14 protein-coding genes are annotated in these 16,038 nt (G+C 44.5%); 9 read left to right on the top strand and 5 right to left on the bottom strand.

Features of this window, described 5'->3' with window-relative positions; translation table 11 throughout:
- Nucleotides 1-147 precede the first annotated feature (147 nt).
- The 9 genes from speB to I6E84_RS09950 all read left to right on the top strand — a co-directional run bounded on the left by speB (nt 148) and on the right by I6E84_RS09950 (nt 11,955).
- Nucleotides 148-1,104, top strand: coding sequence for an agmatinase (gene speB, locus I6E84_RS09910; RefSeq protein WP_197217766.1), 957 nt, complete (start codon nt 148-150; stop codon nt 1,102-1,104).
- A 189-nt stretch (nt 1,105-1,293) separates the two neighbouring features.
- Nucleotides 1,294-2,640, top strand: a complete 1,347-nt coding sequence (locus I6E84_RS09915) for a purine-cytosine permease family protein (protein ID WP_197217768.1) — start codon at nt 1,294-1,296, stop codon at nt 2,638-2,640.
- Nucleotides 2,637-3,437 carry a carbon-nitrogen hydrolase family protein gene (locus I6E84_RS09920; protein WP_197217770.1) on the top strand — a complete coding sequence of 267 codons (801 nt, stop codon included), beginning with the start codon at nt 2,637-2,639 and terminating at the stop codon, nt 3,435-3,437. Before I6E84_RS09915 ends, I6E84_RS09920 begins: the two co-directional genes overlap by 4 nt.
- The gene (locus tag I6E84_RS09925; protein WP_197217772.1) at nt 3,434-4,177 is read left to right on the top strand and encodes an MBL fold metallo-hydrolase; all 744 of its coding nucleotides are present in this window, start codon (nt 3,434-3,436) and stop codon (nt 4,175-4,177) included. The genes I6E84_RS09920 and I6E84_RS09925 overlap by 4 nt, the downstream gene beginning before the upstream one ends.
- A 91-nt stretch (nt 4,178-4,268) precedes the next feature.
- Nucleotides 4,269-6,026, top strand: coding sequence for a 5-guanidino-2-oxopentanoate decarboxylase (locus tag I6E84_RS09930; protein ID WP_197217774.1), 1,758 nt, complete (start codon nt 4,269-4,271; stop codon nt 6,024-6,026).
- A gap of 72 nt (nt 6,027-6,098) precedes the next feature.
- Nucleotides 6,099-7,907 carry a D-lactate dehydrogenase gene (gene dld / locus I6E84_RS09935; protein ID WP_197217776.1) on the top strand — a complete coding sequence of 603 codons (1,809 nt, stop codon included), beginning with the start codon at nt 6,099-6,101 and terminating at the stop codon, nt 7,905-7,907.
- Nucleotides 7,888-9,294 carry a YjiH family protein gene (locus tag I6E84_RS09940; protein WP_197217778.1) on the top strand — a complete coding sequence of 469 codons (1,407 nt, stop codon included), beginning with the start codon at nt 7,888-7,890 and terminating at the stop codon, nt 9,292-9,294. The genes dld and I6E84_RS09940 overlap by 20 nt, the downstream gene beginning before the upstream one ends.
- Nucleotides 9,295-9,483: 189 nt before the next feature.
- Nucleotides 9,484-11,058, top strand: coding sequence for an aldehyde dehydrogenase family protein (locus I6E84_RS09945; RefSeq protein WP_197217780.1), 1,575 nt, complete (start codon nt 9,484-9,486; stop codon nt 11,056-11,058).
- A 285-nt stretch (nt 11,059-11,343) separates the two neighbouring features.
- Nucleotides 11,344-11,955 carry a TetR/AcrR family transcriptional regulator gene (locus I6E84_RS09950; RefSeq protein ID WP_197217782.1) on the top strand — a complete coding sequence of 204 codons (612 nt, stop codon included), beginning with the start codon at nt 11,344-11,346 and terminating at the stop codon, nt 11,953-11,955.
- A gap of 196 nt (nt 11,956-12,151) precedes the next feature.
- Here the strand turns inward: I6E84_RS09950 and I6E84_RS09955 are convergent, their stop codons facing one another.
- The 5 genes from I6E84_RS09955 to I6E84_RS09975 form a co-directional block, all read right to left on the bottom strand.
- Nucleotides 12,152-12,805 (bottom strand): DsbA family protein, encoded by a 654-nt coding sequence (locus tag I6E84_RS09955; RefSeq protein ID WP_197217784.1) that lies wholly within the window; start codon nt 12,803-12,805, stop codon nt 12,152-12,154.
- Nucleotides 12,806-12,915: 110 nt separating this feature from the next.
- The gene (locus tag I6E84_RS09960; RefSeq protein ID WP_110922828.1) at nt 12,916-13,470 is read right to left on the bottom strand and encodes a carboxymuconolactone decarboxylase family protein; all 555 of its coding nucleotides are present in this window, start codon (nt 13,468-13,470) and stop codon (nt 12,916-12,918) included.
- A 343-nt stretch (nt 13,471-13,813) separates the two neighbouring features.
- Nucleotides 13,814-14,620, bottom strand: coding sequence for a sterol desaturase family protein (locus I6E84_RS09965; protein ID WP_197217786.1), 807 nt, complete (start codon nt 14,618-14,620; stop codon nt 13,814-13,816).
- An 11-nt stretch (nt 14,621-14,631) separates the two neighbouring features.
- Nucleotides 14,632-15,285: a CDP-alcohol phosphatidyltransferase family protein gene (locus tag I6E84_RS09970; RefSeq protein WP_197217788.1), complete on the bottom strand. Its 654-nt coding sequence runs from the start codon at nt 15,283-15,285 to the stop codon at nt 14,632-14,634.
- A 79-nt stretch (nt 15,286-15,364) separates the two neighbouring features.
- A complete protein-coding gene (locus I6E84_RS09975) occupies nt 15,365-15,994 on the bottom strand; it encodes an ATP-binding cassette domain-containing protein (RefSeq protein ID WP_197217790.1) in 630 nt (209 codons plus the stop codon).
- Nucleotides 15,995-16,038 lie beyond the last annotated feature (44 nt).

Consider the following 16,038-nt stretch of genomic DNA (forward strand, 5'->3'; position numbering starts at 1 on the left):
CTAATAATAACGTATAAAGCGATATTACTACGAAAAATTAGAAGTTTACTTCTAAATTTTACCATGGTTCCTTTCCTTATATTTATGTATTGTCAATGGCATGTAGCAAATTGTTTACCTAAACGAAATAAAACAAGGAAGTACCCTATGAGCTTCAATCAACCATTAAGCGGCAACGAGATGCCAAGATTTGGCGGTTTCGCCACCATGATGCGCCTGCCAACTCAAGCCGACGCCGAAGGACTAGATGTGGCGTTCGTTGGCGTGCCTTTGGATATCGGTGCATCGAACCGTAGCGGTGCGAGACTAGGCCCGAGACAGATTCGTGATGAGTCACGCATGATTCGTCCTTACAACGTGGCCACTCGTGCTGCCCCTTTTGAGTCATTACAAGTCGCTGATATTGGTGATGTACCCATCAATACTTTTAACCTCCTAAAAAGCGTCGATATCATCGAAAAATTCTATACCGATAAAATCGTTAAACACGGCGCGATTCCACTAACATTAGGCGGCGATCATACCATCGCACTTCCTATCTTACGTGCACTTGCCAAAAAACACGGCCCTGTCGGTATGGTGCATATCGATGCTCATGCGGATATCAATGATGATATGTTTGGCGAAAAAATCGCCCACGGCACACCATTTCGCCGTGCTGTCGAAGAAAACCTAATCGATGGCAACCGTGTGGTACAGATTGGTCTGCGTGGTACAGGTTATAGTGCCGAAGAGTTTGACTGGTCGACCGAGCAGGGCTTTCGCGTTGTGCCTGCTGAGGAATGCTGGTACAAGTCATTGGCTCCGTTGATGGCAGAAGTACGCGAAAAGCTAGGCGATGGTCCTGTCTATCTAAGCTTTGACATTGATGGTATTGACCCTGCATTTGCACCTGGTACTGGTACTGCGGAAATCGGTGGTTTGACATCAACTCAAGGTATCGAAATCATTCGTGGTATGCGCGGTCTAGATGTAGTCGGCGGTGATTTGGTTGAAGTATCACCACCTTATGATCCATTTGGTAACACCTCTGTACTGGCTGCGAACTTATTGTTTGAAATGCTATGTATTCTACCGGGTGTGCGTTACGACGATAAGGTCTAAGTTGTTTACTAATAAAGGTATGGTATCTCGCAATGATAATCATAAAGGGATGGGTTAGTAGCTCTCTCTTATTGGTTAAATTAGGAGCATAGAGTAGCTATCCAAATATGGTATATGACCGGATAGCTGCATCGTCACCAGTGCAATTGGCTTGCTGGTATTAATACAACTCGGTTAAGGAAGACGCTCATGAGTAAACCTTCTTCATTTTTTGGTCAAGATACGCTCTCTCCAAATGAGGCTGGACACAGTTTAGGTTCGATTGGTACGTTTGCGCTGTGGTTCGGTGCAAATATAGTGGTCACGACTATTTTAACTGGGATGTTGTTAGTACCTGATTTACGGTTTACCACCGCTATAACGACAGTACTCATTGGCTCATTGATCGGTGCAATTCCTTTACTCCTAGTTGGTCTGATGGGTCAGCGTACTGGTCTGCCCTCAATGGCACTAACGCGTAGAGCTTATGGGCCACTGGGTAGTCAGTTGATTTCACTGGTAAACATGGGTGTGCTCATCGCGTGGAGCTGTATTCAGGCTTTGCTCGCTGGCATGAGCCTGAACTATGCCGTTGAAGCCACGACAGGTTATAGCAATCTGCCGCTATTTGTCATTCTGTGCGAGACAGTCGTGGTGTTGATTGTATTACGTGGTCATCTTGGTATTGAACTTGTTGAACGCTGGGCAGCACTAGCAATGGCAGGTCTTACCGTCGTGGTGCTCTATCAGTTAAATCAGCATTATGACGTTTCTACACTATTTGAGATGCCAGTTGAATCGCGCAATGGTATTACGTTAGGTATCGCTTTTGATATCGTCATCGCCACTGCGTTTTCTTGGATGTCTTCGGCAGCCGATTACAACCGCAATTGTAAGACATCTAAAATTGCAGTATGGGGTACTTACTTTGGTTATATCATAGCGGCCATCGTTGCTATGGGCTTGGGTGCGACAATCTCAGGGCTCTCTATCCTAAACGGCATGGAGCAGACTTACGATCCGACTCGCTTGCTCGCTGAATTTGGTTTTGGTCTGCCAGCCGCATTGGTTATTTTCTTCTCAGTCATGACAACCAATGTGATGGCCGTGTATAGCGCAACGCTATCATGCATGAACATAGCGCCTAATATGAGCTTTTGGAAACCTGCACTTATCATTGGTTTAGTCACTATTTTTGGTGCACTGATTCCCGGTATTTTAGATCAGTTCCAAAACTTCTTGTTAATCGTTGGTGCATTGTTCATCCCAGCATTCTCAGTCATGATTGTTGATTACTATCTTGTTGGTCAAGAAGGCTATACAGAAAAGCTGCTTAATTCTACTAAGCAATTGGGCCGTCCTACTGCAAAAATTGCTATCGTGGCCTACATAATGGGGGCAGCGCTTGCCGCTTACTGGACCTTGATAGCACCGCCATCTGTTGGGGCCTCGTTACCCGTCTTTATCATCACTGGTGGACTTTACTGGTTAGGTGCTACTTTATTCACTCGTCCTAATAGTGCGATCACTTCTGCTCAAAAGGAGCCTTCATTATGAGATTGATGATTGCTCAAACGGACCCTTTATGGGCTGAGTCTACTGTTAATTTAGAAGCATTGGAGTCACTCTGTCGACTAGCAGTAGAGGCAAAAGTAGATCTGCTCGCATTACCAGAGCTGGCATTCACAGGCTACAATATCTTTGAGCGCCTTGATGGTCTAGCTGAAGCGATCGATGGTCCAATCGTCACCGAAGCCAGTAAACTTGCTGATAAATACAATTTGCATTTGCTGTTTGGACTGGCTGAGCAGGGGGCTAATGGCGAGTTGGCTAACGCTGCCGTATTGCTAGATGACAATGGTCAGCACCTTGCCACTTATCATAAACGGCATCTATGGGATCGCGAAAACGAGTTTTTTGTTGCAGGCAAGAAATCCTGTGTGGTTGAGACTCGATTCGGTAAATTAGGATTGATGATTTGCTATGACAATGAGTTTCCAGAAGTAGCAAGAGAGCTGGCGCAAGCAGGTGCTCAAATCATATTATCACCTACGGCAAATATGTTGCCGAATGCAGAGCGTCAGGTGCTACAAATCCGCGCGCGCGCAATGGACAATCAATGTTTTGTTGCTTGTATAAACCGATCAGGTGTGGAAGAGACGCTCCACTACTGTGGCAATAGCATCGTTGCTGGTCCTGATGGTGAGGTTCTTGGCCGACTTGGTTTAGCAGCTGGCAGCATGATAGTAGACATCGATCTCGCCTGCATCGATGAGAGTCGCACGCACCAAAACTATCTTAAGGACTTGCGTGTTCTTAAAGATACTCATGTCGTTAATGGAGCGGACTCATGAGTGAGCAATTATTACCACGTATCAAACCAGAAAACTGGTATCGAACAACCACCCTCAGTGATGGTATTACGCTCATCGATGAGCCGTGGATCAAGCCGTTTTTTCGCTGTAATCTGTGGCACGTGCGAGGCAGTCAGCGCGATTTATTAGTAGATTTTGGCTTAGGTGCTGTACCATTGCGCCGCCACGTTGCTTTGCTTGCTGATCGCGATATCGTTGGTGTTGCTAGCCATACTCATTTTGACCATATTGGCGCAGCAAACGAGTTTGATTGCTGCCATGTACATTCTGCTGAAGCCCATATTCTTGCTGATCCAGACAATGCTCGCACCTTGGCTGATATGTTTGTCAACGATGAGATGTTTGATGCGCTGCCTCCTGAGCCTTACGCTCATTGCGGCTATAAAATCGCTGCACCAACGAAAATCATGCAACTTGAAGATGGTGACATGATTGATTTGGGCAATCGTCAATTTGAAGTGATTCATACACCCGGTCACTCCCCAGGTGGTATCGCCTTATGGGAAGCGGCTAGCGAAACTTTGATTTCTGGTGATCTTATCTATGACGGTCCATTAATCGAAGATACATGGCACAGCAATATGTCTGATTATGCCAAGAGTATGCGCCGCTTAAATGCATTACCTGTACGAGTTGTCCACGGCGGTCATTTTCCTAGTTTTTCAGGTAAACGCTTAAACGTCATGATTGATGATTGGTTACGGCACCATGATTTATGATTGATAGCATTTAAGACATATTTAAAAAAATAGCTAACCAATATAAAAATCTTAACTTAATACTTATTACATTTTTCAGGATGAAAAACTCATGACTCAACTGACCCAAATACCTTCTGACTTATCTACAGTCCCATCTCTAACTTGCGGTGAGCTGCTAGTACAATGGCTAGAATATTATGGTGTAGAGACCGTATTTGGTATACCCGGTGTGCACACAGTAGAGCTGTATCGTGGCCTGCCCAATACTGATATTCGTCACGTGACACCGCGTCATGAGCAAGGCGCTGGGTTTATGGCGGATGGCTACTATCGTGCTTCTGGAAAGGTTGGCGTTTGTTTCATTATTACTGGCCCTGGCATGACCAATATCATGACTGCGATGGCACAGGCATTGGCTGATTCTATACCGATGCTAGTGATATCTAGTGTGAATAAAGTAAAAGATACCGGTAGTGAGGAAGGGCACTTACATGAGCTGCATGATCAGCAGGGCATGGTCAGTAAAGTTGCACTCACGAGTAAGACCATCTGGCAACCTGAGTCGCTACCGAAAGTCATCGCAGAAGCCTTTGCTTTATTTAATGGTGCGCGTCCGGGACCAGTTCACATCCAGTTGCCTATTGATGTCATCACTGCCGATGCCAGCCACGTGGCCAAGCCGCCTAGCGTAAGCAACTCTCCTTCTAGCATAAACGATTCTAAAGCTAGCCAAGCTAGTAATATCGCTCTGACGCTACCGCAAGTCATGAGACCACTGCCTAATCCTGCGCAGCTTGATTTGATCGTTGAGACGTTAAAATCAGCAAAGAATCCAGTGTTGCTTTATGGTGGCGGCTGCGTTGATGTCGATAGTTCGGCACAGAAACTGGCAGAGCTGATCGATGCGCCGACGTTTTTGACGATTAATGCTAAAGGTCTATTACCACCTGCTCATCCGTTGAGTTTAGGCAGCAACCAGTCATTAGAGGCAGGTCGAGCCGTTATCACCGAGGCTGATTTGGTATTGGCCATTGGCACTGAGCTTGGTGAGACTGACTATGATGTCTTTTTTAATGGCGAGTTTAAGATTAATGGCACGTTGATTCGTATCGACTGCGATGCTCAGCAACTGCATCGTCCTTTTAGAGCCGACATCGCGGTATTGTCCGATGCGCAAATGGCGGTTAGCGGACTCTGCACACGCTTAGAAAGTCAGGAGTTGAATAATCAAGCGCTAGACCATCAAGCAGTCGTGCGAGTCGCCGAGGCAAAGCAGGCATTGTTAGCAGATATGACGCCAGATTTTTCGGGTCAAAATGCATTGCTTCAACTTATTCGCGATGAAGTGAAAGACGTTATCTTCGTTGGTGACTCGACACAGATTGTTTATAGCGGCAATCTTGGCTTTGAGGCATTGGCGACCCGTAGATGGTTTAACTCATCGACAGGCTTTGGCACGTTAGGTTATGGCTTACCCGCTGCTATTGGTGCGATGGTGGGCTCAAAATCGCCTGTCGTCAGCCTAATGGGTGATGGCGGTATTCAATTTACCATTGCAGAACTCATCTGCGCCGCCGAGCTTGAGCTACCATTGATTGTCCTGCTATGGAACAACCAAGGTTATGGTGAAATCCGCCGCTATATGGAAGAGGGCGGACTACCGTTGATTGGTGTCAATATTAAGACACCGAACTTTGAACCTTTAGCAGCAGGATTTGGTGCTGGATATCGCAGAATTACTGACAAACAGCAATTGCTAGAAGCTTTGCAAAAAGACATCAACGGCAAGCAGCCGATTATCTATGAGATTGATGAGACTGATGCGTTTATCGCTGAGATGGGGCAAACATTTACCTGCTTTAGTTAACGGTAACGACTTATGGTAACGATAGCGACTTAAATGTATTAAAGGCTGGTCACTCAAGGGAAAACGTCTGCAATGTTAAATGCTAACCACTCGTCTAATAGTTTGAATGCATCGCAGGCGAGTTTGTTAGCAGACTTAGTGGCCGTTGCTGGCACGACTAATGTAATGACAAAGCCAAGCCAACAGCAGTCTTATGTACAAGGTGCTATAGAAGCAAGTATGGATAAGGTATTGGCTGTCGTAACACCAGACAGTTTAGTGGTTCTATGGTGTGTCATTAACCTTTGTGCAGCAGCAGATACGATTATTATCGCCCAAGCGGCCAATACTGGCCTGACAGGTGGCTCAACACCTTACGGTGAGTATGATAGACCACTGGTGGTTATCTCGATGCAGTCATTGAACGGTGTCCACTTACTTAACAATGCAAAAGAGCTTATTGCCTTGCCAGCGGCGACCCTTCAGCAATTAGAGTACACGCTTGCCCCTTTAGGGCGTGAGCCGCATTCAGTTTTAGGCTCTAGTTGTGTTGGTGCTTCGGTGATTGGTGGCATCTGCAACAGCTCAGGCGGTATGTTGGTGCAGCGTGGTCCTGCGTATACTGAGATGTCGATGTTTGCCAAACGCAATACTTTAGGAGCGTTTGAATTAATCAATCATTTAGGATTGGATTTGGGAACGCATCCAGAGGAGATGCTTGAAAATCTAGAGGCTGGCACATTCAAGGAAAATCTGAATAGTGCGAACAGTAAAGCCTGTACCAACCATCAGTATCAACACAAAGTACGCGATTGCGAAGCGGACACGCCTGCTAGATTTAATAATGACCCCAATGGGCTGTATGAAGCATCGGGTTCAGCAGGCAAAGTCATCGTATTTGCTGTGCGAGTGGCGACCTTTGCCAAACCGATGCAAGAGCAAACATTCTATATCTCGACCAACGATGCTGATACCTTGACCACGCTCAGGCAACAGTGGCTAAAAAGCGATTTGAAATTGCCTGTGTTGGCAGAGTATATGCACAAAGACTATAACGACATTACCATACGTTATGGTCGCGATACTTGCTTAAGTATGCAAAAGCTCCCTGCTAGCAAGATAGGTGCGCTGTATCGGTTACAAACGAAGATTGGCTATTATTTGGACAAATGGCGATTGCCACAGACTTTGCCTGACCGTGTGCTACAGATGGCCAGTGTCTTTATGCCGCCATCATTGCCAACGCCTTTGGCTGAGCAGTCGCAATCATACCGTTATCATTTGATTATCAAAGTGGCTAATGGTTGTGACAATGGCATTAATGAAAATTCCGATAAACATGATGGCAATAATATCGCTGCTGCACAGACATTTTTGCAAAACCATCTACAGCAACATCAAGGCGTCTTGCATCTGTGTACTGAAAAAGAAGCACAGGCGTTATTAGTGTTTCGTAGTGCCGCCACCGCCGCTATGTTTCGCTACCATAATCTCAACCACACCCAATTTGGTGAGCTACTATCGACCGACATTGCTTTACCACGTAACGCCACAGATTGGGATGAGACTTTACCTCATCACTTAAAAGAACAAGTCAGTAAAACGTTTTATTTGGGACATTTTTTCTGCCATGTGCTGCACCAAGACTATTTATTGAAACCTAAGACCAATGCCGAGCAATTCAAGGAAGACCTGCTGGCGTTTTATAATCAGCGCCATATCGAGTATCCTGCTGAGCACAATGTGGGGCACGTATACCCTGCAAAAACGGAACTACATTATTTTTATAAAAAACTGGACCCAACCAATTCGCTCAACCCAGGTATTGGTCAGACAGAAAAATGGAAAAACTGGCAATCATCGCCCATTAAGGAGAAATTAAATGACGAGTTACATGGATAAGTCGCAGCAGCCGATTTTAGGGAATAATACGGTCGATCCGGAAACGCCAAAAGCAGGACAGTGGCGTGCGGCAATGTGGAAATTTTTGTTATTTTCAGCGTTGGGTATTGCGTTATTTATCATACCGTTCGAGTGGGATGGTAAAGTCACGATTTTATTGGGTGTGTTGACCGATACGCTACAAACTGCGTTGGGCGGTTTTGTGACCTATATCACGATGGCGCTCGTGACAATATCCTTTTTTGGTGCGCTAGCAGTCAAAGTATTGAAGCCCAATCTGAGTGAAGGTTCGCTTGCCAAAAAACTCTTTGATATTGAGTGGTTTTGGCTTGCTATCCGGTTCTTAGGTATGGCATTTGTCTGGATGATTTTTCTACAGGTCGGTCCTGAGTTTATTATCAACCGTAATACGGGCGGTGTCATTTTTGAAGATTTGATTCCTGTCTTGATTCCATTGTTCTTCTTTGCCATTTTATCCCTGCCATTTTTGACTGATTTTGGTTTGATGGAATTTTTGGGTACTTTAGCCAGTAAAGTATTTATCAAACTTTTCAAACTACCTGGTCGTTCTGCTGTCGATGCGATGTCTTCTTGGTTTGGTGCAGCGTCTATCGGCTTGCTAGTCACTATGCAAGAGTATGATAAAAGCTTTTACAGCCAACGTGAAGCTGCAGTTATCGCGACCACATTTTCAGTCACTTCTATCGCCTTTACCTATGTGGTGGCCAAAACCATCGGCGTGGACAATAACTTCGTCTTCTTTTATCTGACCATTGCGCTAACCGGTTTCATCGCTGCGATTATCATGCCGCGCATACCGCCATTATCGCTCAAGCCTGATACGTATCACTCGGGCAAGAGCATGCTTGATGAAGGCATTCCTGCTGAATATACAACTTATCAATGGGCTGTAAACCGTGCAGTGACTCGTGCGCACTCTATGCCTAGCTTAGGTAAAGTGTTCAAACGCAGCGTCCATAATCTGTTTGATATCTACTTGGGGCTAATTCCAGTCACGTTCGCTATCGGTACGATAGGCCTTGGTTTAGCAGAGTACACGCCTGTCTTTAACTGGATAGCGACACCGTTAGTGCCAGTACTTGAATGGTTGCAGATTCCAGAGGCAGCAAAAGCGGCACCTGCCATGATTATGGGTTTTGCAGATATGTACTTGCCAGCATTGGTGGGTAAAAGTATCGAGAGTGAGATGACACGATTCATCGTTGGTGCTGCCTCAATTACTCAGATTATCTACATGTCTGAAGTAGGTGCACTGATTTTGAAGTCAAACATCAAGCTTAATGTCTTAGAGCTATTTTTGATCTTTATCCTTCGTACCATTATCAGCTTGGTAGTAATCACGTCTGTGGCGCATCTGCTTTATTAGTCATGCGTCCCAACCAATAAAGCATCTAGCCCAACTATAACGTACAAATAATCGGTTTTTCTGTAGTCAGATAAGCCGATTATTTCACCATTTTAAGACCACTAAATTTGTAAATATGCTAATTGATGACACGCCCTAATGTTGCGGCAGATGAAGACAAATTTATAAAAAAATACAAGGCAATTAACCATGATGGAAACCATAAACTCTAAGGGTATAACTAGACAAAGCGCCATACAAACGGTTCAAGATGAGGTGGTATTGAACGCCGCTTATATCAATGGTGACTGGGTGATGATTGAAGCGTCTACTGCCGACTCTAAAAAAACCAACGCTGACGAAACTAGCTCTGATAAAATTGGCTCTGATGAAACTAGCCTTGATATAACAAACAACTATGCCTTGTATGATTCACATTCTGGCGACATCATCACCACCACTCGTTTGTGTTCCCAAGCTCATGTAGATATGGCAGTCAACGCTGCTAGCCAAGCATATCCGTCTTGGTCACAAACCACGGTAGACGAACGCGCGGGTTATCTCAATGCCATTGCAGATACGATGGAGCAGCAGTTCGATACGTTGGTTGGATTGTCTGTATTAAATAATGGTAAGCCAATCGAAGAAGAAAAAATAGATGTGAGCGATGCCATTGCCTGCTATCGTTATTATGCCAATCTCATCATCAAACAATCGACTTTGTCTGAGGTGCTTATCAGTGAGTCGAGCATACGCTTGCTAAAAACCTATGCGCCTGTTGGTGTTTGCGCACTCATCGTACCTTGGAATTTTCCAATGGTCACGACTGCTTGGAAAGTAGCCCCCGCATTAGCGGCAGGTTGTACCGTATTATTAAAACCGTCTGAGGTGACACTATTGCCAGAGCTGATGCTGGGCAGTATATTGTCTGCTATCAAGCTGCCAAAAGGGGTGGTCAACATCTTGCCAGGTGCGGCTGAAGTTGGCGCTGCCATGACCAGCCATCCACTCATTGACAAGGTGTCTTTTACAGGCAGCAACGTAATTGGGGAAAAGGTCATGACCCAAGCGGCAAAAGGCATCAAAGATATCAGCCTAGAGCTTGGTGGTAAGTCTGCCATTGTCGTATGTGCTGATGTAGATATCGACTACGCTTGTGATTTAATCATCGGTGGTATATTTACCAATGCCGGTCAAATATGTTCGGCCACTTCAAGGTTGCTCGTTCATGAAGACATTGCTCAATCATTATTTGAAACGTTGAAGGCTAAAACAGAAAGCCTCAAAATAGGTGATGGCTTCGCTGCGGATACACAAATGGGTCCAATGGTTAGCGAGCAACAGTTAAATCAGGTCAAAAAATATTTTGATATTGCAGTGAATGAAAATCTTGAGTGTTTGACGGGTGGTGAGATAGTAGAGGGGTCAGGATACTTTGCAACCCCAACGATTTATACAGATGTACCAGTAACCAGTCAGTTATGGATAGAAGAAATATTTGGACCAGTATTGGTGTGTAAAACCTTTACAGAGAAGGCAGAAGCGATCGCCTTAGCCAACGACAGTAAATTTGCCTTGGCAGCTTCTATTGTCAGTGCTGATGAAACTCAAGCATTGGAGATAGCATTACAAATTCAAGCAGGTCATATCTGGATTAATGAGCAACAAATCGTGTTGCCTGAAACTGGGTGGGGCGGGTTTAAACAAAGTGGTATCGGACGTGAGCTAGGCGTAGATGGCTTGTCTGCTTATCAGAAAAGCAAGCATGTGTTATTGCCGTATTAGCATTGCTTGATTAAACAAGTAGAATTTTTCAGGCTAACGATTAATCGTTATAGTTGAGTTCAAATAATTTCGATACAAGGAAACCGAGTGTAAGCTATACATTAGTATGGTTAGCGAGGGTGATAATGTAGCGGATTTATATGGATTTGACTATAGCCTAATTTTTATTGCGTAAAGTAACTTTACTAGACTATAGTTACCATTCGATATAAAATTGAGCAATCATTCAAATTTATTGCTGTGCTCATACTTATATGAAGTCATGGCTATTGCAATGGAAAAAATATGTCACGTACTGCGCTTTATAATCGTCATGACTCCTTAGAACGAGCTTTAAAGCTTTTTTGGCAAAAGGGTTTTCATGCGACTTCCTTAAAAGACATAGAAGGGGCGCTCGATATGCGTCCGGGCAGTATTTATGCCGCGTTTGGTAGCAAAGATGGCTTGTTCCAAGAAGCCTTAGATTATTACGCTCGCTCTGGACTGACGGAGCTAGAGCGTATATTGAGTCAGCAGCCATCTCCCTTGTTGGGGTTGGCAGCTTATTTGCGTCAGATGGGCGGTATTCGTGACAAAGAGCTACCGAGTCGAGCCTGCATGCTAGTCAAAAGCTTGCTAGAACTGGGTGCTCGTGAGCAAGCGGCACTGCAAAAAGTAGAGATGCTGCTGGCAGGTATGGAAACACGTTTTGCCGGTTACTTTATCGAAGCGCAGCGGGTAGGTGAGCTGGATAGCGAGCTGGATCCGCTAAGACTAGCACGCCGTTTACAGGCCGAAGTGATGGGGCTGCGAGCTTTTGCACAGCGTGATGTAGACAGTGCAGCAGTACATGCATTGGCTGAAGACATGGCACTTTCTATAGAAGCACTGCGTATCGACGAGTCCGCTACCGTTTAAGCTTTCTGCCACTAAAAATCAATACTGCCAAAATCAATGTCATTAAAAATTAATGCCACTAAAAGTTGATTCCATAAAAAAAGGGTTTTAGAGGAACGGTATAGTCTCGGGCTATACCGTTCCTCTAAAACCCTTAGCTTTTCTAAAACTCTCAGCTTTGAAGACGCAATCATTAATCAGACCTCAATCAAATGATTTAGTCTGCTATGTCAGCCAACTGCTGCAAAATGCTTTTATAATTTTCAACACCTTGTGCGCCGCTAATTAAATGACGCTCATTGAAAACCATAGAAGGCACACTTTGAATGCCTTGTTGTTGCCAATGCTGTTTTTCTTTTTCTACTGCTGCCGCAAATCGCTGGTCTTCTAAGACCGCTAGTGCTTCGCTACGATCTAGTCCGATTTCTGCTGCGACATCTGCAAGTACGGTACTGTCAGCTACATTTTTATTATCGACGAAGTGTGCGACGAACAATGCTTGTTTTAGGTCGTGCATACGTCCTTGCTGATCGGCCCAATACAGCAACTGATGCGTATTGAAAGTATTGTAAGTACGAAACTCATCGGTAAACTGAAAATTAAATCCAGCTTCTGCACCTGCTGCTGTCATTCTAGCTCGGCTCTCTTTAATGTCCTCAGCAGTCGTACCGTACTTCTCCATAATATGCTCACGATAGTTTCGTCCTTCGTGCGGCGTATTAGGGTTTAACTCAAATGGATGCCAGTGAATCTCGTGCGGCGTGTTGGTTTGTTTTAATGCCTCGGCTAGTTGACTATAGCCGATAGCGCACCAAGGACACACAACGTCTGACACGATGTCTATTCGTAAGGGTTTTTTTGCCTGTTTCATAGGATCTCTCATTAGCGATAAATTAAAATGAAAAACTGCTGCCCGAAGATGTTTCGAACAACAGTATGAAAACATCAAATTGACTGTGTCAGCATTAGCTGAAAAACGTATTAGTCAGCTTTGTGCCATTCAAATTTCTGGAATGGTTTGTCAATTGGTGTGTTAGCTAGGTGGTTCGTGTAGTTGCTCATTACTTTTTGAGCAGCACCAAGGATAACTTCAAGAATTTGACGCTTAGTGTAGCCTGCATCTAAAAACGCTTGAACAGCGCTGTCATCAACGTTACCACGATTACGGACTACAGATAGTGTGAAGGTACGCAATGCTTCCAATTTTTCAGTTGGTAGTGGCGTTTCATCACGTAATGCATCCGTGATAGCGTCATCTACTTTCATGCTTTTAGCGATACCAGTATGCGCAGGTACACAGTAATGGCAAGCATGCTCAACGTTGATAGTTTGCCATACAACAGTGGTTTCTTCATCATCAAAACTGCTGTCTAAAAACAGCTGATGTAGTTGTTGGTAGCCTTCGAGCAAGCCAGGCGCTTCAGCCATCACGGCGTGTAGGTTAGGTACCATGCCAAATGCTTTGATAGAAGAATCAAGTAAGTCTTTGCTTTCTGCTGGGGCTGTGTCTTTGTCGTGTAGGGTAAATTCAGTCATGTGAAAATCCTTATGATAATTATTAGTGAGTTGTTGTAAAAGTAAGTGTGTATAAGCAGCTTGAAAAATTCTATATATTTGAGTAATTGCTCAAATATATAAGTGATGTTTTCGTGAGTCGCTTAACAACTGCAGCCACTATAATTCATTTTGAGCACTCGTTCAAATAGTATTTGAATGAATGCTCAGGTTATTTGTAAATTTCGTTTACATTCAGATTGGACTGATATAGCTATTATAATGGAGGGCAGGTAACTCGGTACTTACAAGAGATGAGAGTGGTTGAAGTGTTTTTTGCCACATCTAACAGTTAGATGTAGACATAGTGTATGAATGCCGTTATTTACTTGTTTTTGAATGATTGATTTTTAAATGGCATCAATAATAGATTCCATAGAGAAGCGTTTTGTTTGGGCAAAGGGTACTCTTTTAGACCAATATCCAACTCATGATCAGATTTTTTGGCCTCACTTTTATAGCTACCAAATAACTTATCCCACCAGATGACACTGAAACCATAGTTTGAATTGGTCTCGCTCACACGCTGGCTGTGATGAATACGATGCAAAATCTGGGTCATTAATACTAAACGCAGAGGTTTTTCAATCGCAGGTGCTAGGCGAATATTGGCATGATTGAACATTGCCAATCCATTTAGAGCAATCTCAAAAATCAGCACGGCGATAGCAGGTACACCCAACAAGCTGACAGCAATGAGTTTGACCACGATGCTTAATACGATTTCGATAGGATGAAATCTAAGCCCTGTACTGGTATCAACGTGCGCATCGGCATGATGCACTCTATGTAAGCGCCATAGGATAGGCACGCGATGAAACAGTCGATGCTGCCAATAGATAACGATGTCGAGCAATAGCAGACTCAACACAATAGCCACGATGATTGGTAAATCAATAATATTAAATAAGCCGATACCATGCTGCTGATTATAAAGTGCCACAGCCGTTAGCCCGATAGGTATGACTAGACGTGTAATGAGAGAAGCTGCAAACACCAAGCCAAAGTTAGCAAACCAACGCGTGCTACTTTTAATCGGTGCTTTGCGTGCAGGCATGCGCCATTCAAGCATCATCATGATGACCAAGATGCTAAAAAAAACGCCAAGTCTCCACCATACCTCATTTGCCATTATTTGCCTCTTTACTGTTTTTCTGGATATGGTTTTTGATGAATGTCAGCCTCTAGCTGTTTGAGCGTGTGGTAGCCCCCATGGATGCGGGTGAATATTGTGACGGCACAGGCAGTCGCAAAGATACCAGCAAGTAGTGCAAAGTGCTGCGGCCAAAGACAAAATGCCACAAACAACGCGATGGTTTCAGTGCCTTCAGTTAGGCCGTTTAGATAGTAAAAGCTTTTGTACTTGAACTGAGGTTTATCTAAATTGAACTTTTCTGCTGCTATAGCAAATGCTAAAAAACTTGAGCCAGTACCAATGAAGGTGGCTAATAATATCGAGCCTGCAATGGCATTTTGTTCAGGATTGGCCAAAATAAAGCCAAGCGGTATGGCCGCATAAAATAAAAAATCTAAGGTAATGTCCAAATAGCCACCAGCGCTCGAGCTTTGGTTGGCATGTCGAGCCAGTGCACCATCCAGACCATCAAAAACGCGATTCACTGCAATGGCTGCAAGCGCCCCATACCAAAACTCAAACGCGAGTAATGGTAATGCGAGCATACCAATCAAAAACCCCACCATCGTGAGTTGATCTGCTGTGACACCGCGCTTGTGCAGTACGACAACCACAGAGGTCAGTATTGGTTTGATGATGGGCGTGATAAATTTGTCGAGCATGCGCGGGGCCTTTTGTAAGTCGCGTTGATGTCTAGGAAGTGTCATCATTCATCGAAAGTGATGATACGCCCTAAGACAATCAGGTTAAATGAATGACTTTGCCGCCTGCTGCCTCGGCATCACTGTGGTCATGCGTCACCATAATCGCAGGCAGTTTGAATGTGCGAATTTGCTCAAATACTAACTGACGTGTATCGACTCTAAGCTGCGTGTCCAATTTACTAAATGGCTCGTCGAGCAATATGGCTTTTGGCTCACTCATCAAGGTTCGGAGTAGGGCGATTCGTGCCTGCTGTCCCCCTGACAAGTTATCCGGATGTCGATTACCCATGCCTGCCAGTCCAACTTGCTCTAGTGCTTGTTCGATTTTTTCTAAGCGCTGTTTTTTATTACCTTTGGGCATAGCAAAGGCGATATTTCCGGCAACGGATAAGTGTGAAAACAGCAAAGGGTCTTGATACAGCACCCCAATATGACGTAAATGCGGCGGAAGTTGGCACACGTTTTCATCATTTAACCAAGCTTCGCCCGTGGCATGGAAACCGCTGGGCAATGTGCCTGTGAGCCAGTTCAAAAAGCTCGATTTACCACTACCAGATGGCCCCATAACGGTGAGTATATCACCGCCGAAAATTTGCTCATCTATGCCTAGTAGACGCGTGTCTTCTCGATATAGCTCTAAGTTTCTTATCTCTAAAGATGGTGACATCAAAACCCCTTTATTTATATTGTCATTATTGGCTTATGTAGGGC

This window comes from Psychrobacter sp. SCQQ22 (genome assembly GCF_015864605.1).
Taxonomy (GTDB): domain Bacteria; phylum Pseudomonadota; class Gammaproteobacteria; order Pseudomonadales; family Moraxellaceae; genus Psychrobacter; species Psychrobacter fozii.

Bases quoted from the DNA above. Each gene is read 5' to 3' on its own strand.
- speB (WP_197217766.1), top strand. From the start codon at position 148: ATGAGCTTCAATCAACCATTAAGCGGCAACGAGATGCCAAGATTTGGC.
- I6E84_RS09915 (WP_197217768.1), top strand. From the start codon at position 1,294: ATGAGTAAACCTTCTTCATTTTTTGGTCAAGATACGCTCTCTCCAAAT.
- I6E84_RS09920 (WP_197217770.1), top strand. From the start codon at position 2,637: ATGAGATTGATGATTGCTCAAACGGACCCTTTATGGGCTGAGTCTACT.
- I6E84_RS09925 (WP_197217772.1), top strand. From the start codon at position 3,434: ATGAGTGAGCAATTATTACCACGTATCAAACCAGAAAACTGGTATCGA.
- I6E84_RS09930 (WP_197217774.1), top strand. From the start codon at position 4,269: ATGACTCAACTGACCCAAATACCTTCTGACTTATCTACAGTCCCATCT.
- dld (WP_197217776.1), top strand. From the start codon at position 6,099: ATGTTAAATGCTAACCACTCGTCTAATAGTTTGAATGCATCGCAGGCG.
- I6E84_RS09940 (WP_197217778.1), top strand. From the start codon at position 7,888: ATGACGAGTTACATGGATAAGTCGCAGCAGCCGATTTTAGGGAATAAT.
- I6E84_RS09945 (WP_197217780.1), top strand. From the start codon at position 9,484: ATGATGGAAACCATAAACTCTAAGGGTATAACTAGACAAAGCGCCATA.
- I6E84_RS09950 (WP_197217782.1), top strand. From the start codon at position 11,344: ATGTCACGTACTGCGCTTTATAATCGTCATGACTCCTTAGAACGAGCT.
- I6E84_RS09955 (WP_197217784.1), bottom strand. From the start codon at position 12,805: ATGAAACAGGCAAAAAAACCCTTACGAATAGACATCGTGTCAGACGTT.
- I6E84_RS09960 (WP_110922828.1), bottom strand. From the start codon at position 13,470: ATGACTGAATTTACCCTACACGACAAAGACACAGCCCCAGCAGAAAGC.
- I6E84_RS09965 (WP_197217786.1), bottom strand. From the start codon at position 14,620: ATGGCAAATGAGGTATGGTGGAGACTTGGCGTTTTTTTTAGCATCTTG.
- I6E84_RS09970 (WP_197217788.1), bottom strand. From the start codon at position 15,285: ATGCTCGACAAATTTATCACGCCCATCATCAAACCAATACTGACCTCT.
- I6E84_RS09975 (WP_197217790.1), bottom strand. From the start codon at position 15,994: ATGTCACCATCTTTAGAGATAAGAAACTTAGAGCTATATCGAGAAGAC.